Source organism: Celeribacter sp. ULVN23_4 (assembly GCF_054788345.1).
Genome location: NZ_JBTVYO010000005.1, coordinates 243,362 through 263,516 on the forward strand (window position 1 = coordinate 243,362; position 20,155 = coordinate 263,516).

25 protein-coding genes are annotated in these 20,155 nt (G+C 58.7%); 15 read left to right on the forward strand and 10 right to left on the reverse strand.

The window, feature by feature from the left end:
• Positions 1-203 precede the first annotated feature (203 nt).
• A complete protein-coding gene (locus ACYBHZ_RS13165; protein ID WP_082638140.1) occupies positions 204-461 on the reverse strand; it encodes a hypothetical protein in 258 nt (85 codons plus the stop codon).
• 193 nt (positions 462-654) lie between these two features.
• On the opposite strand from ACYBHZ_RS13165, the gene ACYBHZ_RS13170 reads away from it, so the two are divergent.
• The 14 genes from ACYBHZ_RS13170 (at position 655) to ACYBHZ_RS13235 (ending at position 11,470) form a co-directional block, all read left to right on the forward strand.
• A complete protein-coding gene (locus ACYBHZ_RS13170; RefSeq protein WP_058243064.1) occupies positions 655-981 on the forward strand; it encodes a hypothetical protein in 327 nt (108 codons plus the stop codon).
• Between the two features lie 64 nt (positions 982-1,045).
• Entirely contained in the window at positions 1,046-1,624 is a 579-nt protein-coding gene (locus ACYBHZ_RS13175; protein WP_460274769.1) for a lytic transglycosylase domain-containing protein, read from the forward strand.
• Positions 1,624-1,914, forward strand: coding sequence for a TrbC/VirB2 family protein (locus tag ACYBHZ_RS13180; protein WP_460274742.1), 291 nt, complete (start codon positions 1,624-1,626; stop codon positions 1,912-1,914). Before ACYBHZ_RS13175 ends, ACYBHZ_RS13180 begins: the two co-directional genes overlap by 1 nt.
• 7 nt (positions 1,915-1,921) lie before the next feature.
• Positions 1,922-2,200, forward strand: a complete 279-nt coding sequence (locus ACYBHZ_RS13185) for a VirB3 family type IV secretion system protein (RefSeq protein ID WP_460274743.1) — start codon at positions 1,922-1,924, stop codon at positions 2,198-2,200.
• Complete coding sequence (locus ACYBHZ_RS13190) at positions 2,190-4,556, forward strand: VirB4 family type IV secretion/conjugal transfer ATPase (protein WP_460274744.1); 2,367 nt, start codon at positions 2,190-2,192, stop codon at positions 4,554-4,556. Before ACYBHZ_RS13185 ends, ACYBHZ_RS13190 begins: the two co-directional genes overlap by 11 nt.
• Before the next feature lie 7 nt (positions 4,557-4,563).
• The gene (locus tag ACYBHZ_RS13195; RefSeq protein ID WP_460274745.1) at positions 4,564-4,707 is read left to right on the forward strand and encodes a hypothetical protein; all 144 of its coding nucleotides are present in this window, start codon (positions 4,564-4,566) and stop codon (positions 4,705-4,707) included.
• Between the two features lie 46 nt (positions 4,708-4,753).
• Positions 4,754-5,848, forward strand: coding sequence for a lytic transglycosylase domain-containing protein (locus tag ACYBHZ_RS13200; protein WP_460274770.1), 1,095 nt, complete (start codon positions 4,754-4,756; stop codon positions 5,846-5,848).
• On the forward strand, positions 5,845-6,624 hold the full coding sequence (locus ACYBHZ_RS13205; RefSeq protein WP_460274746.1) for a type IV secretion system protein: 780 nt from the start codon (positions 5,845-5,847) through the stop codon (positions 6,622-6,624). The genes ACYBHZ_RS13200 and ACYBHZ_RS13205 overlap by 4 nt, the downstream gene beginning before the upstream one ends.
• 4 nt (positions 6,625-6,628) lie before the next feature.
• Positions 6,629-7,279 carry a VirB8 family type IV secretion system protein gene (locus tag ACYBHZ_RS13210; RefSeq protein ID WP_460274747.1) on the forward strand — a complete coding sequence of 217 codons (651 nt, stop codon included), beginning with the start codon at positions 6,629-6,631 and terminating at the stop codon, positions 7,277-7,279.
• A 3-nt stretch (positions 7,280-7,282) separates the two neighbouring features.
• Complete coding sequence (locus ACYBHZ_RS13215; RefSeq protein WP_460274748.1) at positions 7,283-7,978, forward strand: TrbG/VirB9 family P-type conjugative transfer protein; 696 nt, start codon at positions 7,283-7,285, stop codon at positions 7,976-7,978.
• Positions 7,971-9,284 (forward strand): TraB/TrbI/VirB10 family type IV secretion system protein, encoded by a 1,314-nt coding sequence (locus ACYBHZ_RS13220; protein ID WP_460274749.1) that lies wholly within the window; start codon positions 7,971-7,973, stop codon positions 9,282-9,284. The genes ACYBHZ_RS13215 and ACYBHZ_RS13220 overlap by 8 nt, the downstream gene beginning before the upstream one ends.
• Before the next feature lie 2 nt (positions 9,285-9,286).
• Positions 9,287-10,282 carry an ATPase, T2SS/T4P/T4SS family gene (locus tag ACYBHZ_RS13225; RefSeq protein WP_460274750.1) on the forward strand — a complete coding sequence of 332 codons (996 nt, stop codon included), beginning with the start codon at positions 9,287-9,289 and terminating at the stop codon, positions 10,280-10,282.
• Positions 10,275-10,451, forward strand: a complete 177-nt coding sequence (locus ACYBHZ_RS13230) for a hypothetical protein (RefSeq protein ID WP_460274751.1) — start codon at positions 10,275-10,277, stop codon at positions 10,449-10,451. Before ACYBHZ_RS13225 ends, ACYBHZ_RS13230 begins: the two co-directional genes overlap by 8 nt.
• A gap of 20 nt (positions 10,452-10,471) precedes the next feature.
• Positions 10,472-11,470 (forward strand): TrbL/VirB6 family protein, encoded by a 999-nt coding sequence (locus ACYBHZ_RS13235; RefSeq protein WP_460274752.1) that lies wholly within the window; start codon positions 10,472-10,474, stop codon positions 11,468-11,470.
• A gap of 58 nt (positions 11,471-11,528) precedes the next feature.
• Here ACYBHZ_RS13235 and ACYBHZ_RS13240 read toward each other — a convergent pair whose 3' ends face one another.
• The 9 genes from ACYBHZ_RS13240 to ACYBHZ_RS13280 form a co-directional block, all read right to left on the reverse strand.
• Positions 11,529-12,470, reverse strand: a complete 942-nt coding sequence (locus ACYBHZ_RS13240; RefSeq protein WP_460274753.1) for a reverse transcriptase family protein — start codon at positions 12,468-12,470, stop codon at positions 11,529-11,531.
• The gene (locus ACYBHZ_RS13245) at positions 12,451-12,756 is read right to left on the reverse strand and encodes a helix-turn-helix transcriptional regulator (protein WP_058239044.1); all 306 of its coding nucleotides are present in this window, start codon (positions 12,754-12,756) and stop codon (positions 12,451-12,453) included. Before ACYBHZ_RS13245 ends, ACYBHZ_RS13240 begins: the two co-directional genes overlap by 20 nt.
• Positions 12,757-13,370: 614 nt before the next feature.
• Entirely contained in the window at positions 13,371-15,263 is a 1,893-nt protein-coding gene (locus ACYBHZ_RS13250; RefSeq protein ID WP_460274754.1) for a type IV secretory system conjugative DNA transfer family protein, read from the reverse strand.
• Complete coding sequence (locus ACYBHZ_RS13255) at positions 15,256-17,064, reverse strand: relaxase/mobilization nuclease domain-containing protein (RefSeq protein WP_460274755.1); 1,809 nt, start codon at positions 17,062-17,064, stop codon at positions 15,256-15,258. The genes ACYBHZ_RS13250 and ACYBHZ_RS13255 overlap by 8 nt, the downstream gene beginning before the upstream one ends.
• The gene (locus ACYBHZ_RS13260) at positions 17,051-17,641 is read right to left on the reverse strand and encodes a hypothetical protein (RefSeq protein WP_460274756.1); all 591 of its coding nucleotides are present in this window, start codon (positions 17,639-17,641) and stop codon (positions 17,051-17,053) included. Before ACYBHZ_RS13260 ends, ACYBHZ_RS13255 begins: the two co-directional genes overlap by 14 nt.
• A 174-nt stretch (positions 17,642-17,815) precedes the next feature.
• On the reverse strand, positions 17,816-18,097 hold the full coding sequence (locus ACYBHZ_RS13265; protein WP_460274757.1) for a hypothetical protein: 282 nt from the start codon (positions 18,095-18,097) through the stop codon (positions 17,816-17,818).
• Positions 18,084-18,308, reverse strand: coding sequence for a hypothetical protein (locus ACYBHZ_RS13270; RefSeq protein ID WP_460274758.1), 225 nt, complete (start codon positions 18,306-18,308; stop codon positions 18,084-18,086). Before ACYBHZ_RS13270 ends, ACYBHZ_RS13265 begins: the two co-directional genes overlap by 14 nt.
• Positions 18,305-18,508, reverse strand: coding sequence for a hypothetical protein (locus ACYBHZ_RS13275; RefSeq protein WP_460274759.1), 204 nt, complete (start codon positions 18,506-18,508; stop codon positions 18,305-18,307). Before ACYBHZ_RS13275 ends, ACYBHZ_RS13270 begins: the two co-directional genes overlap by 4 nt.
• Positions 18,505-19,383: an ArdC family protein gene (locus tag ACYBHZ_RS13280; RefSeq protein ID WP_460274760.1), complete on the reverse strand. Its 879-nt coding sequence runs from the start codon at positions 19,381-19,383 to the stop codon at positions 18,505-18,507. The genes ACYBHZ_RS13275 and ACYBHZ_RS13280 overlap by 4 nt, the downstream gene beginning before the upstream one ends.
• A gap of 478 nt (positions 19,384-19,861) precedes the next feature.
• Here ACYBHZ_RS13280 and ACYBHZ_RS13285 point away from each other — a divergent pair.
• Positions 19,862-20,155: GIY-YIG nuclease family protein (locus ACYBHZ_RS13285; protein ID WP_460274761.1), on the forward strand; the 294-nt coding region annotated here is incomplete at its 3' end.

The window sequence follows — 20,155 nt, forward strand, 5'->3', positions numbered from 1 at the left end:
CTGTGCTTTTCTTTTCACGGAGTATGGTCGATTTGCCATCCGTCCGCAACGAGATGGGCTTGCCGCCCCAACTGCTCGTGTAGGCCGCTTTGCGTTCGAAAGCGACCATCGGCGCAACCGCGGCGAAGTGGCGCTTCGTCCCGCGTTGGCGACCTTCGCGGCAGCTTTGTTGAACGGCAGTTTTCTCTACTTGAGGACGGGTATCATTTCCTCATGTCGTTCAGGAATTCCAGAACGCGCGCATAGTCTCCACTGACCACGCGCGCTTGCTCGAAGACCTCTCGCCTCTGCTGATCTAGGCAACGGAAATAATTCTCGACATCCGCAAAATAAGCCTCCGCATCGCGCTTCAACAGATCCGCATAGGCCTGCACGTCATCGGCATCGGTCGGCATCCACGGCGGCGCAGGCGGCAAACAACTGCCCGCGATCGCGGCAGATCCCCAGCTCAGAACGACCATAGCCACGCATGTTTGTTTCAAAAGCCCCATATTATCTTGGCTCAGCCACTCCGTTGCAGTAAATTTGTTTCAACGCATGAAGGGCGCAACAACTCAAATTGCACCTATTGATTGCAAGATTATAATATTGTATCGGTTCGGTAGTCCATGAGGGACTGCCGGGCCAATGCACAATTCTGCAAGGCTCGATCCTATGAATTTGATGCAAGACGCCCCTAATGTTGTCAGTGAAGACGGGCTGCGCACACTACTTGCCGAGGGTCATTCGGCGGATGTTGTGTGCCGGGTTACGCCCAAACGTACAGGTGCTCAGTGGTCCGGAGTTTGGACCGTGCATTGCGTCTCGCCAGATGGCGAGACGCGTCGCCTGCTCGTCACCGCGCGTAACAACATGGCGGCCCGAGAGTTCAAGACAATCAACGGCTTATCCAGCTTCCTCGCCGGGCTTGGTGTTTCGATCGTCTCGATCCCCATGTTCGAAGGCAAGATCGCCTCTCACAAGTTGGACGACGCGGGCTAAGCCACTTGCCGTCTTCGCAGCATTCCTAGCTGCCCCGGCCTATTCCGAAGGCTTCGTGCTTTCCATGCGAGCCGATGGCCAGCTGGAGACCAAATCCCCCCAATCAGGTTTTGCGCAAAGCTATGTCGACGGGATTGGTGAAAACCCGCCAGAGCTGATCGTTTTTGCAGCGCCTGAGCCTGAAGCTCCGCCTCCTGCACCCGCCCGCGCCGTTCCCCGCCCCGAAGTCCTGTCAGCCATTGAAAGCACTGCGCATCGTTATGGCGGGCACCCCGCGCTGCGCCGTGCTGGCCTCTCCGTTTCCGAATGGCAGGCGCTGTTCCAAGCCAATATCGAGATCGAAAGCGCCTATCGCCCAAATGCGCGCAGTTCCGCAGGCGCGATTGGCCTTGGACAGCTGATGCCCGCGACGGCCGCGCAGCTCGGCGTGGATCCGCATGACTGGCAGGCCAACCTCGACGGCTCAGCCCGTTGCCTTCTGATGATGCTGGCGCAGTTCGGCACGCCCGAACTCGCGCTCGCTGCCTATAACGCGGGACCAGACGCGGTCACGCGCTATGGCGGCATTCCTCCCTACCGAGAAACCCAAAATCACGTGCGCCGGGTCATGGCCGTGCGTGACCGACTGACTGGAGCCTCCTGATGCAAACACAACTCCGCACCATCCTGTCGCTGGCTCTGGCCAGTTTGATGATTGCCAACCCGGCCCTTGCACAGAGCATCGATCTCTCCCCGGTGCAGAACCTTCTTCAAGGCATTGTCGACACGATCACCGGCCCCTTGGGCATTGTGATCGGCACCCTGGCCCTGATTGGCGTGTTCCTCTCCTGGCTCTTTGGCATTCTGGATTTCCGCCAGGCTCTTTGGGTGCTGGTCGCTATCGCAGGCATCGCAGCTGCGCCGACCATCGTGACCGCCATCTGGGGCGCATAAATCCGGCATGGCAACGCAAACCCGCCTCTTCCTGGGCCTGATCCGGCCGCCAAAGCTCATCGGCTTACCAATCATGTATGCCATGGTTTGGCTCTTCGGGTTTGTGTTGCTGTTTCTGTGGGTCCAGAGCTGGCCGGTGATCATCATCGCCGCTCTGGCCTATCCCGCGCTGTGGAAAGCGGCAGATTGGGATCCCGCCTTTCTTGAGGTGTTGGTCACCGCCTTGCAGGAAACGCCACCCACTCCGAACCGCAAGATCCATTCGGGGGATAGCTATGCACCGTGATCCTTCGGATGATCTTGCAACGCTGCCAGACTGGGCCCGCAAAGAGCGCCAGATGGCCAGCATGCTGCCCTATGTCAGCCTGGTGAATGATGTGACGATCCGCACGCGCGGCAATTCTTTGTTCCAATGCATCCGCCTCGATGGGGTCAACAGCATGACCAGCGATGACGCGCATCTGGAGAAGTTCCGCGCGCTCTTCGCAGCGATCATCGCGCAGATCGGACCAGAGTACAGTTTCTACGTCCACAAGGTCTCAAAAGCGATCGAGAACGCCTTGTCACCGGTGCCCAATGAGGGGTTTGCGCAAGAGCTGGATAGCCGATGGCAAACGGCCATGGCACGGGCGGGCCTGCGGGACAAGACGCTCACGCTCACAGTGCTGAAACGTCCGCCCCTCGGCGCGCGGCTGCGCCTGAAGCGTTCAGACTCGATCGCACAGTTGAAAGACCAGACAGCCAAGCAGCTGCGCAAACTCGAGGAGGTCGTCGGTTTTCTGCTCTCGTCTTTCGCAGAGATGAGCCCGCGCCCTCTTGGAGCTGAAAGCGGCGAATTACTCGGGTTCCTCGGGGCACTCAATATTGGCCAAGAGCGACCGCTCTTCGCGAAATCCCGCTTTGGCGTCATTGCCGATGATGTGGCCAATACGCGTGTCACATTTCAGGGGCGAGGTTTTGCGCTCGACGATGGGACGACGGGCAAGCGGTTTGGCACTAGCTTTGCGATCAAGACCTATCCGGCCAAAACCAACTGCACCATGTTCGATGAGTTGAACCTGCCCGTCGACATGGTGGTCACGCATTCCTTCACACCGATCAACAGCAACATCATGGCCAGCCGGATCAAGCGCCAACAGCGTCTGATGAAGGCCAGTGATGATGGTGCTATTTCTCTTGCTGACGAATTGGTCGACGCGCTTGACGATCTTGAATCCAAGCGCCTCAGCTTTGGCGATCATCACATGACGGTGACGGTTTTCGCCGAGACCGAGGAAAAGCTGGAAGCAATTGCCGCAGAAGTGCGCAACATCGCGGCCAGTGAAGGCGTCAATCTGGTGAACGAGAGCTTTGCAGCTCGGACGCATTATTTCGCGCAGCATCCGGGCAATGGGCAGATGCGCAGCCGCAAGGCCGCCATCACCAACACGAATTTTGCCGATCTCGCAGCGCTGCATCGCGGTCAACTGGGCAAACCCGGACACAAAGTGCCTTGGGGCAAGCCGATCACTCTCTTCCCGACGCCTGAGCGTTCGGGTTTCATGTTCAACTACCACGAGACGGGCCAACCGGACAAAGAACCGACCGGCGGGCACACATTGATTCTGGGCCGCCCTGGCTCTGGCAAGTCGGTGTTGTCGGCGTTCCTCATGACCCAAGCTCGTCGCTGTGAAGCGCGCGTATTTGTCTTTGACTACCGCGCGGGTATGGAAATGGCCGTGCGGGCCAATGGCGGGCGCTACAGCGCCATCAAGGCGGGTGAAGCAACCGGCCTAAATCCACTGCGCACTGAAATCGACGGGCGCGGCCAAGCCTGGCTCTCCGATTGGCTCGCCACGCTGATGCATCGCGCCGACAAGCCCTTGAGCCCGGTTCAGATCAACCGCGTCCAAGAGGTAGTGCGCCAGAACGCCGGGGCGAGCGATGCCGCCCTTCGTAACTGGCAGGATTTGGCGTCGCTATTTGTAGCGGGAGCTGACGAAGGGGATCTGTTCGAGCGGATACAGGAATGGACCGCAGATGGTCGCTATGGCTGGATCTTCGGTCAAAGCGCTGAGGATACCTTCTCGCTCGACGGAGATGTCGTGGGGTTCGACCTGACCGGCATTCTCGACAGCGAAAGCGAGAAGGAACGCATGGCGGTCCTCTCTTACCTGTTTCGGCGGGTCGAACGAGTGATCGAGGACCGCAAGCCGACACTGATCATCATTGATGAAGCCTGGAAAGCGCTCGACAACCCGTATTTTGCCGACCGGCTGAGCAACTGGCTGGTCACGGCACGGAAACAGAATGCCGTCGTCGTGATGATGACCCAATACGCAAGCCAGCTTGAAAAGACCCGCACCGGCAAAACGATTGTCGAGGCCGTGCCGACGCAGCTCCTGCTTCCCAACATCCGCGCTTCGGCCAGCGATTACACCATGCTGGGACTTTCTGAGAAAGAGCTCAGCGTTTTGCTCGGCACGGGCAGCAACTCTCGCCTGGCGCTGGTACGTGACGATCAAGGCTCGGTCGTGATCGACGCCGATCTCAGCGCGCTCGGCCCCTACCTCACGATCCTTGGCGGCATGGAAAAAGGCGAGGCGCTCGTCGGCGCGGATTATCGCCAGAACCCCGATTTTTGGAGACAGATTGATGCGTAGACTTTGCATGCTAACCCTCACCCTTTTGACCCTGACAGCCTGCGCGGAATATCGGCCGTCTGAAGCCGAATGCTTTAACTCCTTTGCCGAGGTCAGCCGCAGCAATTGCAATTTCGAGTTGCTCGGGCCGATTGGTGGTCTCGGTGAGTAGGAACCGCCTGCATATCTTTGCGGGCTTGGTGTCGCTCGCCGCGCCAATGGCCTATGCCCAAGGCGTGCCCACGTTTGATGCGGGCATGTTTTTGCAGCGCGAGCGCGTGCTGCAGCAAGGCGAACAGGATCTGGCGCTCCAGCGGGACCGGTTGACCATAGAAGAAGAGCTTGAAGAGCTCGAACAAGAACAACTTCGAGCCCTGGAAGACATCCTTGATGCCGCGTCGTTGGCCAGTGGGAGTTCCGGCGCGCTGGTCGCGAGCTTGGAAGCTGGTTCATCACCTGAAAGCGCCGCAGACACGCTCTATGGTTCGGTCGACCCGAACCCAGGCGCAGCCCAGATGTTCGGTGATGCCTCGGGATCGATTGAAGAGCTGATCATTCGTGCCGCGCAAGAAACACACCATATGTCCGGCGTTCGCGCAGCGGGCCTGTCCCCCAAGCAATGGCGCTGCCTGTTGCAGGCCTTGATCTGGCAAGAAAGCCGTTTCACCATCGGCGCGCGCTCCCCTGTCGGCGCATTCGGCCTGACCCAGATTATGCCTGGCACGGCGCAGGATCTCGGGATTTATCCCGCCTATTATGAAAATCCCTATATCCAGGTCACGGGCGGCGCGCGCTATCTGGCGCAGATGCTGGCCATGTTTGATGGCAACATCATTCACGGGCTCGCGGCCTATAATGCCGGTCCCGGCAATGTGCAGCGCTACGGCGGTGTACCCCCTTTTGCCGAGACCCAGCACTACGTTCAGGTGATCCCGGAGCGCTACAACCTTTACCTTGCCCGCGTCGGCGGTGTTGATGCACTCGGCACGATTGATCCGGTTCCGCTCGCAAACTCGACCATGAGCCTCACCTCCTTCGGCGCAGGGGTCTATGGCGATTATTCCATGGTCTCGGTGCAAGCGGCCGCGCAGCGCGTGCAGGACATCATCACCCGCATTGGCGAGACAGATGACATTCACGCTGCCATGTCGCTCAACACCTATGCGCGGGCCGAACTCGCCCGCTTGATCGCCATCCGCACGCGCCTCATGGCCGCCCATACCCGCCCGCTTAGCGCGGCAGAACTGGCCATGGCGGCCGCACAGGCGCGCGAACAAGACTTCATGCAATTCGATCTGGAGGCACTCCGATGATCCGCTTTTTCTCTACCGTTGCCACCTGCGCGTTGCTGGTCACCTCACCCGTATCTGCCCAAGGCGTTCCGACGGTCGATACGCGCAACATCGCCCAGGAAATTCGCCAGCTGCAGCAGATGCTGGAGGATTTCGGGATCCAAACCGACCAGCTCGACACGCTTCTCGAGCAGCTCGACCTGGTGCAGCAGCAACTCGACACACTCAATGAGACCTACGCAGCCCTGACCGGCGCGACGGATATCATCGAGATGGCCATGGGCGGCGATCTCGACGGGCTTCTCGATCAGGAGTTCGGCGATCTCCTGGGCACCATCCGGCAAATCCAAAGCGGCGACTTCAGCGGCCTCATCGGCAACGCGGCCCCTCAGATGGAAGGTCGCATGACGCAAGCCTTGGAGGATGCAGGCTTTGACCAAGACAGCCTGTCCGACATGGCCAGCAGCGGCAATCCGGGCGCGGAACGCATCGCTAGCCAAGCGAGCACCGGAGCGGTGATGTCTGCTGCGGCTGAGAACAGCTATGAAGAGGCCGCGCAATCCCTTAAACGGGTCGAACAGCTGGTTTCCCTGATCCCGGACATGGAAACGCTGAAGGAAGCCGTCGATCACAACACACGCGTTACGGCCGAGCTGGCCATCGCCATGACCCGCATGTGGGAGCTCGAAGCCATTCAGACCGTCAGCGCGGGCCAATCTGGCGTGGTGGATGCCGCCACGCTGGCCGAAGAGCGCCGATATATGGATTTCACCCTGCCAGAGCTTCGCGCGGACTGACCCCATGAACAGCGAGGCAGAAATCATCGAAGAAGAGCTCGTCTACGGCGCACGACGACGCGAGCTCATGTGGCAGAAACTGGGGCTGACAGGCATGGCGTTTGGCATGGCAGGTTGCCTCGCCGCTGCTCTTGTCGCCCTGCTCGACGTGGACCCGCCGCCCATGATCGTGCCCTTTGATAGCGAAACCGGCATGGCCCTCCCCAATGCCGTGGTTGAAGCGGTCTCACTCACGGAACGCCCCGCTATCATCGAGGCACAGGTCTACCGCTATGTCATCGATCGAGAGACATACAACCAGCTCGACAATGATGTGCGTGTGCGGCGGGTCCTGGACCAGTCGAACGGCGCAGCCGCCGCAGGGTTGCGTGCATTATGGACCAGCGGCCATGAGGCCTATCCGCCCGACAGTTACGGCACAGATGCGCGGCTTGAGGTCGAGGTGCTCTCGATCACCCATATCAGCGCAAATCGTGCTCAGGTGCGCCTTCGCAAGCGGCTCAACTCGCCACGCGGCTCTCAAAATGGGCTCTTCACTGCAACGCTGATGTTTGAATTTCGGCCGGAGAATAGCCGGTCGATCGACGATGTCTGGCAAAACCCTTTTGGCTTCACTGTCACCGAATACGCGATCCGCTCGGATCGTTTGGAGTAACCCATGCGCCGCCTGTTCCTGATCCTCGTCTTCCTGGTTCCGCTTGCTGGCACCGCCTATGCCGAAACGCAGCCGCGCCATGGCCCCTATGATGCCCGCGTCCGGCTGGCTACTTATCAGGATGGGCAGGTCTACCGTATCCGCACCAGCCTGACCCATGTGACCAGCATTGAATTCGGCCAAGGCGAGACCATCCGCTCGATCATCGCGGGCGATACCGAAGGCTTCCTTCTGGACGGCGTGCCCGGCGGCCAGGCCTTTGCCATCAAGCCCGTCACGCGCGGCGTGCATACCAACATCACCGTCTACACCAACCGGCGCAGCTATTATTTCAACGTGACTGAGGCGAGCTCACCGACCTTCTACGTCATCCGCTTCACCTATCCGGATGCAACCCCTCGGCAATCCCGAGTAGCCGCAAGCCAACCTGCAAACCATGCTTATGGCGTCTGCGCGCGATCCGAGATCACCCCGCGCGAGATTTGGGACGACGGCACCTTCACCTACTTCCGCTTTGCCGCAAACGCACCATTGCCCGCGATCTTTCGCTGGTCTGCTGGCAATGAGCGCAGTGTCAATGCTCTAGCCCGGCCAGACGGCGTGATCCGCGTATCGGGTGTCAGCGATCGATGGGTTCTCAGGCTTGGGGAGGACGAGATCTGCGTCCAAGAGATGAGCGAGGCAAACCACGATGAGTGAAACAGCTGAGCTTAAGAAGCGCCTCGAAGCGCTTGAAGGAAAACCACAAAACCTAAAAGCGCGGCCATCTTTTGTCGCCATCGCCCTGGGCATTGGGGCAATCGCAGTCCTTGGTGGTCTCTTGCTGCTGTTCTCTGGCAGCTCTGAACCCGAAAGCCTGGAAACCGCCTCCCCTGATGAGTTCCAAGCGGCGGGACCGGGCTTTGGTGCGCTCGAGCCCGCGCCTGCACCGATCGACACATCCCAACCGCCGGAGCCGGAACCGGCCAGCGAAACAGAGGAGCTGCGCGCCCAGATGGACGCCATGCGCACCGAGCTTGAAGCCCTGCGAAACGCACCAGCCCCCGAAGCACCGGCCGTCGACACAGAAGCATTGGATACCTTGGGCGCAGAGATCGATGCCCTGCGCAGCGAGGCAGCAGCAACGCAAGCCGCCTTGCGCGAAGAGTTGGAAGAACGTGCACGACAAATCCAGCGACTGCAGAACGATCTAGAGCTTGCACGCCTGGAAACGCCGCGCTCGCCCGCACCAACCGGCCCCACGGCCGAAGAACTGCGCCTTCAGGAGCTCGAGCGGCGGCGGCAAGCCGAACTTGAGGAACTCCAAGCCCGCATCGCCAGTCCTATCATCGCCTTTGGCGGCACCAGAGGCGGCAACAATGAAACCGCCGCGCAGCAGCGGCGGCTTGATGGGGACACCGAATTTGTCCGCAATGGCGCTCAACCCGCTGAGGTGACGCAGGCCCAATTGATCGTGAACCCGTCAAACACCGTTGTTCAGGGCACGATGATCCAGGCCGTGCTCGAGACAGCGATCGACAGCTCGCTCGCCGGTCAGGTCCGCGCGATGGTATCGGAAGATGTCCACGCCTATGACGGCTCGCGGATCCTGATCCCGCGCGGGGCCCGCCTGATCGGGCGGTATCAATCTGGTCTCGATATTGCGCAGCAACGCGTGACCATCGCATGGGACCGGATCATTCTGCCCAGCAACCAGACAGTCGAAATCAGCGCCTTCGGTGGTGATGAATTGGGGCGGTCCGGCACAACCGGTTTTGTCGACAGCCGTTTTGGCACGCGGTTCGGGTCAGCCGCTCTCATATCGCTGATCGGAGCCTTGCCTGCCGTCGCCGCCCAAAATACCGAAGATGAGATTGCCTCTGATGTGCTCGAGAGCATTGGTGAAGACCTGCAAAACAGCGCGCAAAGCGTGATTGGAGAATACCTCTCCGTCTCGCCCGTGATCTATGTCGATCAAGGTGCCCGCGTTACCGTGATGGTCGACCGTGATCTGGAGATCTTCTGATTATGGCAGCCAGCTACCTGCAAAGCTCGATGGACAAGATCCCCGAGGCGCGTGACCCAAAGCTTATCGAGCTTTGCATCAATCCTGACGGCACGCTGTGGGCCGAGTTTCAGGGCGATCACTTCATGCGGTCCCTCAGTCGTCGGCTCTCGCCCAACGAGATCAAAGACTTGGGTAATCAGATTGCTTCAGCCGCGAACACCACGCTCAGCCGGATGAAACCCATCGTCTCAGTCAGCATCGCCTACCGTGACCGCCCAATCCGCGCGCAAGTCATCCAGCCCCCCGCCGTTGATGGCGGTTACGCGATTTCGCTGCGGTTCTTTGCGGAACTGCCATTGGATCGGATCAAGCTGTCCTATCTCTTCGGAAAAGAGCGCAGCAACGAGGGCGCGCGGCGCAAGCGCAATGCCGAGCTGCGCAGTGTCGTGGCCACCGGCAATATCGACGCTGCGATCAAGTTCTGCGTCACGCACAAGCTCAACATGATCGTGTCCGGTGGCACCTCGACCGGCAAGACCGTCACGGCGCGCAAGATCCTCTCTTTCGTGCCCGCCGAGGAGCGCATCATCACGATCGAAGAGGCAGCCGAGTTGCGTCCGACGCAGCCCAATGTCGTCACGCTGATGTCTGATCGCGATGAAGCCACGCGCAGCGCTGATGTCCTGCTGACCTCTACCCTCCGCATGCGACCGGACCGTATCGTATTGGGCGAAGTGCGCGGCAAAGAGGCCATGACCTTCCTTGAAGCCATCAACACCGGGCATGGTGGCTCGCTAACTACGCTACACGCTGAGACGCCGCAGCTGGCGGTCCAGCGTCTCGCCATCGCCGCCCTGAAAACGGACGTGCCCATGACCTACCAGGACATGAACGACTACATCACCCGCTCGATCGATGTGATTATCCAAGCCGGTCGCCATGAAGGCGCGCGCGGCATCACCGAATTCTACCTGCCGGTTGATCCGGCCCATTCAAAGGAAACAGCCCATGTTTGAATACAAAATTGAACTGATCAACACCGCCAAAACTAAGCCACTGAAGATCGAAGCGCAGCTGACCACCCTTGGCCAAGATGGCTGGGAGCTGGTCTCCGTCGTGCCGGATTTTGACGGCGAGCACATCCTGAAGGCCTTCCTGAAACGTCGCACCGGCGCGAGCGCCTAAACCTAACTGAGGAGGATCCTATGGGCGTCGTCACCTGGATGGTTGAGACAACCGACAACTTTCTGGACGACGCGGCCCAAACCACCTTTGGAAACGTCGCGGGTCAGCTCGGCGGCGTCATTGCCGTAGCCTCGACGCTGGCTGTGATCGGCGTCTTCCTCAACATGGTGTTTCAGTACAAATCCATGGATGGGCGGACTGCCTTCTGGTTCGCCCTCAAGCTCATGCTGATCTCCCTCTTTGCGATGAACTGGGTCCAATTCAATGCGGTAGCGAGCGCGCTGATCGATGGGCTCGACCAACTCGCAGGCGGCATGGTGGCGGGGCTTGGCGGCGGCGGTGCAGGTGCATCCTATTTTGCAGAGGCCTTCGACGATCTTATCGAAGAATTTGGTGACTATCTGAACGCGGCCGGTGACAACATGCATTGGATGGCCGGAGCCCTGATCGGCGCGATCGGCGCTTTCCTCCTCGGCGTGATCGGCGCGCTCTGCGGCCTTGTCCTGATCTTCGCCAAGATCATGCTGGCCTTCATGATCGGCATCGCCCCCATCATGATCGCACTGTCGCTGTTTGATGTCAGCAAGGACTATTTCCATCGCTGGCTGTCCAGCACGGTATCCTATGCTCTCTACCCCCTCGTGATCGCCGGGGTGTTTTCCACGGTCGTTGGCATGTCCCGCTCGCTCATGACTGAGCTAGGAGACCCCTCTGGCGCGAGCAACATCGGCGCGCTGGTGCCCTTCTTCATGATGATGTTCCTCGCAGGCGGCATGATCATCGCCACCCCGCTGATCGTCCGCTCAATCTCAGGCAACTTCATGATGGCCGGAACGCCGAGCATTCCCAGTCCTGGCGGGTTCGCCAAGGGTTTGATCGGAACCAAGGGCTCACGGGCGCGGGCGCGGTTTGGGACGAGGTCAAATGCTGAGATCGCCGGGGCTGGACTACGCCAGGCGAGCGGTGCGACCGTCTCGATGGTTCAGCGGGTGGCTGAGCGTGCGAAGCGGTTGGAATAGAGCTCTCAGCCCGAAATGGCCTTCAAAAGCCGCCAAACAAAGGTTAGCTGTGAGCCCGTCAGAACTTCGGGTTTTCCACTTGTTTCCGTTGAGAAATGCGCCCTGCGATTTGATTTTCGATTCGCTCCCGGACCTTTGGATTTCTAATCAACGCGCGTTGTTGCTTCAATTCGGCAAGCCGTTTTAGTTGACGGTTCGGTAGATGGGTAGCTCCATCCTTTACAATAACTCCTGTTATATCGGCGGGAGCATTGATCAAACTCACTTCCTTCGCGTCCTTCAATCGAAGCCCGTTGCTGAAGATGAGCTTTTTGATCTCCCAGATCAGCGCTTTAGGCACTACGTCGCCAGAAATCGTTATATCGTCTGCATAGAGGCTTAGTTTACACCCTTTCGCCCTCACCATCTTTTCGACGGCAAGCCAAATATGGCTGTTGCTGTAGTAGGCTAGGATCGGGCTACAAGGAGAGCCTTGGGGCAGGCATCCACCCAGAGTTACGACGTGAACCAAAACGGCGGTTACGTCCCGAGAGCATTCAAGCTCCCGATGGAAAAATCGGGCGACGTTGTTGGCTGAACAACTTGGGAAGTAGTCCGCGACGTCCAGTAGCCAGAACGCCTTGGCCTCTTTGTGGTGCGCTGCGTTTTCGACGTATGAGCGTCCTTTTACAGGGCTGAAAAGGAACTCTGGGGCTTTGACACGCCCCAGAAGATCACCAATGCGGCCTTGCATCGCTTTAAGCTTCGGGTCGGGAATGCCGATAGGGCGGTAGTTCTCCGCCTGTTCCGGCGTTGGAGGGTGTTTCAGCCACGCGCCTTTTTCATCATCCTTTAGCTTCTTGTGCTTCCAGCGGCGGACGTAGAGGTCATTGCGGTGGCTGATCTCATCCAAGGTATCGGCGGACACTCTTAGAAGCTTGGCCAGTTGCTTCCGGCTTCTGAGGCGGAAAAACGGGCTATCCTTGAGTTGGTAACCCTCTCTAGGCTGCGTCTTCGGCATCTGCTTTCCTTTCAACGAAACGCAGAATGTCGATGACCTTGCCTGCAATTTTTGAACGGATTTTGTCGCCAGACTTGGCGTTAGGCAGCTCTTCCGCAAAGAACATGATAGAAGAAACCGGAATTTTGAACTCTGTCGCATATCTCTGGATCAGATCGAGCGAGGGGGATTTGTTACCCTTTTCGATCTCCGAAATATGGGACTTCGAGACGCCGAGTTTTTCCGCCAGTTCGACCTGTTTCAAGTCATGGAACACTCGGATCAACCTTAGTGCTTCATGTATCATAGTTTCATCCCGTTTGCCTTTCCCGCTTAGACATTAGGCGGGCGGCGATTAGCCGGGCGATCCGAAAATCGCCATCAACCACCGGATAAGCCGGTAGATGAAGATAGCCACCCTAAGGATGACCATCACGGTGCGAGGGTTCCGGAGTTTCCTCCAAAACCGACGTCGCCGCCGCCGTCGGTGTGTATCTTCAGAGAGAGCCATATTGCTCCTCCTTTCTGTTGGCCCCGGCGCAACATCCACAGCGGATGCCACTAACCAAGGGTCCTCACCCAACAGAAAACGGAAACCGACGACTAAACCCGTTGCCTAGACGCGATAGCTGTCCTTGCTATCGCGTCTGCTTCGCCCGCCGCCGTCCCCTCGTCCCCCTCCGGGGGCCTCCAGGCCGTCTGCGGTAGAAGTGGTAGAGGGGAAAAACCCTCCGCGCTTGAACAAGTCCAAGCTGGGTATGAGGAACTTCTTCCGTTGTTACACATTAGGTATGTGGGAACGGGGGCGTCAGCTTTCAAGGGAAAAAGTTCACTGTAGGCGAACTTTTTTGCCGCGACCGAGAAGACGATTTGTTCAAACGAGTATCTTAGATCTCAGCGCAGAAAAGTTTGCCTGCCCCCTCATCCCCGAGCAGCCTCTTCCATAAACCTTTCCACCCTTTCAGTTCCTGCCTGATAGTCGCCCAAACTGGCCTGATCACCTGACTGTGCATTTTGATTGCCGGACGCCAATTCTTCAATCTCTTCGCGCCGCTTCCCTCCATCGTCAGAGCCCTCATTTGAAACCGCCCTCGGCATCTCAAGCGCTCCAATCTTCGCTTCCAGTGCCTTGATCTGCCCTTGCAGCCCGCGCATCTGGTCACCAGCTGACGGATATGGCAGATCGCCGGTTTGCTTGTCGAAGATCTGCTTAAAGAACCGATCCTCATAGTATTTGATCCGCTTGGCGCGCACGGGCATTTGCGCGTCGACCACCAGAACAATGTCATCAAGATCCATGCGACGGGCTTCATCCTCAGGTAACAAAGGCGTCTCTTCCGTCCGTTCAGACATACTGCGCCCCGCGAATGGGTTGCGGCCGACCGAGCGCGAACGGGTCACAACGCGTTTGGTGGTTTTGCCGACGGCTTTGCTGAGCTCTTCGATGGTCTTTTCATCTGAGGGGGTCAGATAGAGCTTGATGCCCGCGTTACCCTGCAAGGCGCGGCGGGAATTTTCGCCGTAGATTTCATCTAGCGCCGGGATGGTCTGGGTGACGATCGCCAGATTAGCCCGGTAGGATCGAAGGGTTTCGATGCTGTCCAGAACGATTGGCATTTTGCCCAGCCGATTGAACTCATCGAGCATGATCATCACCGGCCAAGGCTCGTCCTTGCCAGGTTCATGGTCCTGCAGCGATGCCAGCAAGTCCGAGAAGAACAGACGGATCAGCGGAGCCAGGGGTTTCGCCATCAGCGGCTCGACCACGAGGTAAACCGAAAACGGCGTTTTTCGGATGTCGCGAAAATCGAAGTCAGACGTTGCGGTTGCCCTATCGATCGCAGGGTTCGACCACTGCTTGAGACCAGATGTCATCAAGAGCGACAGGTAAGAGGTCAGCGTGTCGTTGTTGGTCGAGGCCATTCGCATGAAGATCAGCTTGGCAGCCGGGTTGACCACTTCGTCGGCGCGGCGGCGATATTCCTTTTGCTTGTCCCCGCCTGATGCGGTGATGCGGTAAATCTCGCCCAGTGTCGGCCGTTTGCGCTCGAACGCCAAAAGTCCCGCCGCCACGAATAGATCAATACCGCCATCGAGGAGCCCTTGAACCCGGTCGTTATCCGCTTGCAGAAACAGCGAGGCCAGGAGCTGCAGCTCCATCTGCTGGCGGTCGACGTTTTCGAGCGCCGATATGCGCAGCAAAGGATTGTACCGGTGCGAGCGGCCATCCTTCCAATCTGTTGGCGCGAACCGGAACACCTTGTCGCCCTGCGCTGCCCTGTGGCGCGCCGTCGCCTCGAAATTCTCGCCCTTCACATCCAGCACCACGGCACTGCCCTGGTAAGTCAGAAGGTTCGGAATGACGAAACCCGTGGTCTTCCCGCGTCCGGTCGGGGCCACGATCAAAGCATGGGGAAAAACCTTGGACATGACAAAGGGTTTGCGGCTCTTGGGCTTTCCCATTTTGCCGAGGACAAAGCCGTGGCCAGGCTTGCCGAAGAAACCGTTTCGCTTCATCTCGGACATTTGCTGCCAATGGGTTTCCCCAAATTTGGTCAGCGCATCGTTCATCAAGACGGCGCTGAGCAAAACACCGACACCGGTGCTGATCCCGACAATCAAGTGAATGATCTGCATATCGCTCGGATGGGTCGTTCGAAGATCCCCGTAACCGCGCGCCAGCATCAGGAAGTCGATATCCGCCCCAACCCCGAACCAGCGGAAGGTCAGAAAGGCTGACGCTAGAACATACCCCAGCACCGCGCCGAGAAATGCAAAGCTCATGACGCCGAGTGCGATCCGCGTCTTACCCATGCGTCACACCCTTTTCGCCATCGCTATCGACATGCCGCTCGCGTTGGAGGTCTATTTCTTCATTGGCGATCTCGTCTAGGACATGCTCCATCGCCACACTGTTCGCCAGAGCGGCATCGCTCTGCAGATAGGCTTTGGCCGCATAGAGCCGGTCCAGGCGGTCTTCGATATGTTCCTCCAGCGCGGTCTCATCGCCAATTGCCAAGTCCAGGGTATTTTCTTCACCGGCCAGACCCTCCAGTTCGGCCCTCAAAGTCTCGCGCTCCAGATCGTTTCGGAATGGATCTGCGGTTGGATCATCTCTCAAACGGCTCAGGATGTCAGAGGTGGTTGGCGGCAACCCGTCGATGATGGCTTCCTCCCGGTCGGCCTCCACCGCTCCACTGTCCTTGAGAACTTCAGCATCGGCCAACATACGGCCCAGATCACTGTGCACCTGGTCAAGGCGGTCGATCGCTTTCTCCAACTCATCGGCGCGTGACAAGTCAAAGCCGTCCTTCTCGGCAATTGCCTTCAAATCCTGCCCAAGCCATTGCCGTTCCAGCGCGGCATTGCCCGCGCCGATTTCAACGCGGCGCGTCACCTCTTGCGCGTCAATTCCGGTGCCTTTTAAAGCCTGCTGAAGACGTTCGGAAAGAGCTGGATCCTGCAAAGCGCCTTGGGCCTCGGCCCTTATATTCGCGGCAGAATAAATCCCACTCTTGGACGCATCCTCAAGCAAGGTGTGGGACTGCGCTCCCATGGGGCTGAGATGTGACAGTGAACGATAGATGTCGTTCAGCTCATGCTCGAGCGCCGTGCGCCGATCGACCGGTGCCTCAGCAACAATGCGTTCGGCTTGGTTGATCTTGTCGTGAAAGGCATCCACGGCCTCATCAAAGGAATGCTGTTCTTCGGCCATGCCATATACCTTTCCATCTGCTTCAATCGGTTTGCCCTGCGCCAAGAGAGTCGCGGCCTTGTCCAAGGCAGCTGCAATGTCATGCTGGTTCTCGCGCGAGGCCTCGGCAGCCAGGCCGCGAAAAAGCCGCGCGTTCTGCGCCACCTCAGCCAAAGCGCGGTCGAGCTCCGGCCCCACGCGGTCACGCGCGGTCAGCTTCTGCCCCGTGGCTTCTGCGCGACGCTGGTCAACATCGCTTGGCCTCTTCGTCGTGATCCCACGCTCGAGCTTTCGGGTCGCTTCAAGGCGCAGCCCATAGCGATCCGACACCTCGACCATGGCCTCGCGAAAACCGTCATAGTTGAAGTGGTGGCCTTCCTTCAGAAAAAAGAACTCGCCATCCTTGCTGCGCCGGTTCAAAACGATATGCGCGTGCGGGTGGTCCCGGTCTTCGTGCACGGCCGCGATGTAGTCGAAGTGGCTGCCTTCGCCCTGAAAGAACCGCTCGCAAATCTCACGCGTGATCTCGGCAACATCCTCGCCGCGCGTGCCAATCGGGAAAGCCATCAAGAGATGGGAGGTGTGCCCCAGCTTGGGGTGGAACCCCTCATTCCACTGCGCAGAAAACCGGCGTGTGACCTGCTCGATTTCTTTGGCTGACAGAACGCTTTGGCCGTCATAGGTGCCACGGCTGTCGATGATGAAGCTCGACTTGGTGGTTAGGTATTCCAGCTGGTTGCGCAGCTGCGCTTTGTTGTGTGTGCCGCCGCCGCGAATGGCTTTGAAAATCGCGGGTGAATGGCCCATGGCGGCGCGCGCCATTTGCTTGGCATGGGCACGCGGCACGCTGCCGCGAATGCGGCTCCAGTCGCGATCGAAGAAGGCCTCCTGCGCGGCGGCAACGGCGCTATTCCGGGCCATCGGCAAAGCCTCCCAGTACGCGAGCAACCTCGCCGGACAGCGCGCTGCGGCGGCGCTGCGCCATGTCTTGGACTTGGTCAGCGATGTCGAAGATCAGCCCGGCCAAGGCGCGGACTTGAGCTTGGGCAGAATTGCCATAGGGCGGCGTCTTTCCCTGGCGCTTTGCCTCGTTCAGGCGTTGCGCGATCTGGTTGATGTTGTTGCCGGTGCGATTGAGCGAGGCCGAGAGCCCCTGCATCTGATTAGCCAGCTCATCGTCGGGGACGAAGAGATCGTTCGACGCTTGGACCAGCCGCCGCAGCCCCTCCGCCCGGCTGGCGATATCATGCCGCGTCAGCACCGCATCAAAGCTCGCCAACTCCTTAGGCGTCAGCCGGACATTCACCAGCTCAGAGCGCACGCGCGCGTCGAGCTTTCGGCTTTGATCGGCCTTCAGCGTGTAGAAGATGCTGCGGGTCGTGACGCCGAATTCATGGGCCAGATCCTCGATTGGCACTCCTTCGGCACGCTTGCGCACGATGGCAAAACGCTGGTTCTGCGTCAGTCGCTTGTGCCGTGGTGCGCGCGGTCGGCCCATGTGAAGTAATCACCCCTATTTCTTGCCAACATCATACAGGCAGCTCTGTTATGGCATTTCGACATAATTGATTCAATATTATAATATTGCATCAACTGCCTGTATTCCGTTTGGAGCAGCCATAGGCTGCGACCGCCGGGCAAAGCCCGGCCACATGCGCTAGGCATGGCACCACTAATCGTGGTTCCATGCCTCAGCATCGCCAAGCAATTGCAGCGCTATTGCGCGGGCCGCGCCTTCAGCGCTGGCATAGGTTTGATGATCGGGCAGCTCTTGCAGATCAAAGGGCTGTTGCGGGTCGTCCGGGGTCTCAACTCGGACATAGATTGCCCAGCCATCAATCAGTTCTGGATCATCACAATACTCCTGCCCGCCATCAGGCAGATTGCAGAACCCGTGAAGATGCACGCTGGCGCGGCCCTCTCGGGCCGCCTGCCTGATGTCAGAATACTTCATGTTGAACCTCTGCACTTTCCCTAATGAAAAATTCGTCAGGCTCGCCGTTCAGGCGAGTGCCATCCCGACTGGTCAAGCCGATAGCTGACCCATTCCGGGTGAAGGTGATGAGGTATTGCCCGAGGCCGTCACGTGTCACCACATACCCGCTGTTGACCCAATGAACGCGGTTGCCCGCGTCCACTGCTTTTTTGATCTCTTCCAAGGTCATCGCAACGCCTCCTCAAGGATTGCGAGCGCCCCAAGACAATCGTCAATATAGGGCTGCTCCTCGCCGTCGAGATCGTTCAACTCCAGCCGGTTCAACACCGCGTAAAGCGTGGCGCGGGCCTCACGGGCGGCGCTTCCCAAACTCACGGTGTCTTCCAGTCGCGCGGTCACAAAATCATCACTGTGAAAATCAGGGGTCATGCTGCCACCTCCTTGCTTTGACCTGCAGCGTTCAAAACAAAGTCGGCAGCTTTCTGCGCCTCGGACGCCGCACGAAAAATCGCCCGTTTGTCCTCTTTGAGCGCTTTCAACCACCCTTCAACATAGGCGGCGCTTTGGTCGAATTCCGGCGCGACACCAATCTGAGCCCCAAGGAAACAAGCGCCGATTTCCGCCACCAGCTCTTCAAAGGCATAGGCCTCGCGGTTCGCAAATTTCGTGATCCGCTCAAGCCGCTTTTTGCTACCGGTCCAGTGGATTGATTCATGGGCAAGGGTCGCGAAATACCCTTTCGCACTAAGGAAGGTCGCCACGGGCGGCATATGGATGTGATCCTTGGCCGGGCTGTAATAGGCTCGCGGCTCATCGGTGGTCACGATCTCCGCACCCGTGCGAGCAAAAAACGCCTCAAGCTCGGGATCGGCCTCAGTGCCAAGATCGCGCGGGGCCTCGGGCCGGATGTAGTAATCCTCCGGCAAACCTTCGATCTGATCCGCGTTGAAGACGCGGTAAGCGCGCGCATAGGGCAGTTCTTCCTCAATGCCCAGTTCGTTTTCTCGGGTGAACGTCCCGTATTTGACCACGGTCGACGACGTTTCGCCTTTGCGGACTTGGCCGCCCAGCTCTTGGGCCTGCTTGTAGGTCATCCAGCGGCTGGACACATAACCATGCTTGGCCGCCATGACCCAGAGCATCAGGATGTTAATCCCGCGATACTCCTCGCCGTTGTGCCGTGTCGGCAGGGCAATGCCGGACGCACTCCCGGTCCACGGCTTGCGCCATGGCGGCGTGCCCGCCTCGATCTCTGCAATAATAGTGTCGGTGACATGGGCATAAACATCAAACTTCGGTGCCATTTGTGGCCTCCTCGATCAAAGTGACGCGGGTGAGGCTTCGCGCCCCCTACCGCCGATGGGCTGCGCCTCGGCCACCTGATCTGACCGAATACGCATGTATTCGGCGGAACAGAGTGGGAGAGGGCAAAGCCCGACCCACGGCCCTGAACGGGGCTGTCAATCGGCCACATTTGCGAAGAAAATGTCTGCGCCAAAATCAGACGCCAATTTGCCTCGCGAGGAATGGCTCGCCTGTGAGACAGGGGAAATTGGTGGCTGATTTTGGGGATGGACTAAGGTTGACCGCCACGGTCAGGGATGTTGGGCGGACCAAACAAAAAGAATGATGTCTGGATCGGGGTGAGCGGGCCAACAGCCCGTTGAGCTCCGGTGCAGTCCGTTTTCAAAAGCCGTCCCGACGGGACGACAATCATGTAATTTCGTGGTTAAAGTGTGCTGTACAAGAAATTATTAGAATAATGTTTTCAGGGGAAAAATCGTGCAAGCAGAGGGTTCATTCGGCCGAACAATCCAGCTTTTTCTCGTCGACGGAAAGCCAACTGGGCTGCGAAAAGCGACAATCCATGGTTGGACAGGTTTGCTTTTTGTAAGCGGCGCTTCAGCTTTCGGCGACCTGACCACTCGTGAAGAAGTTGATCGGACCGGTATCTATATCCTATCGGGTCCTGATCCCGAAAAAGCCGGTGCAACCCGCACCTATATTGGCTCCGGAAATTCCGTGGCTGAGAGGATCAAGCAAAGCGCGATCAAAAGAGATTTCTGGGAAACGGCC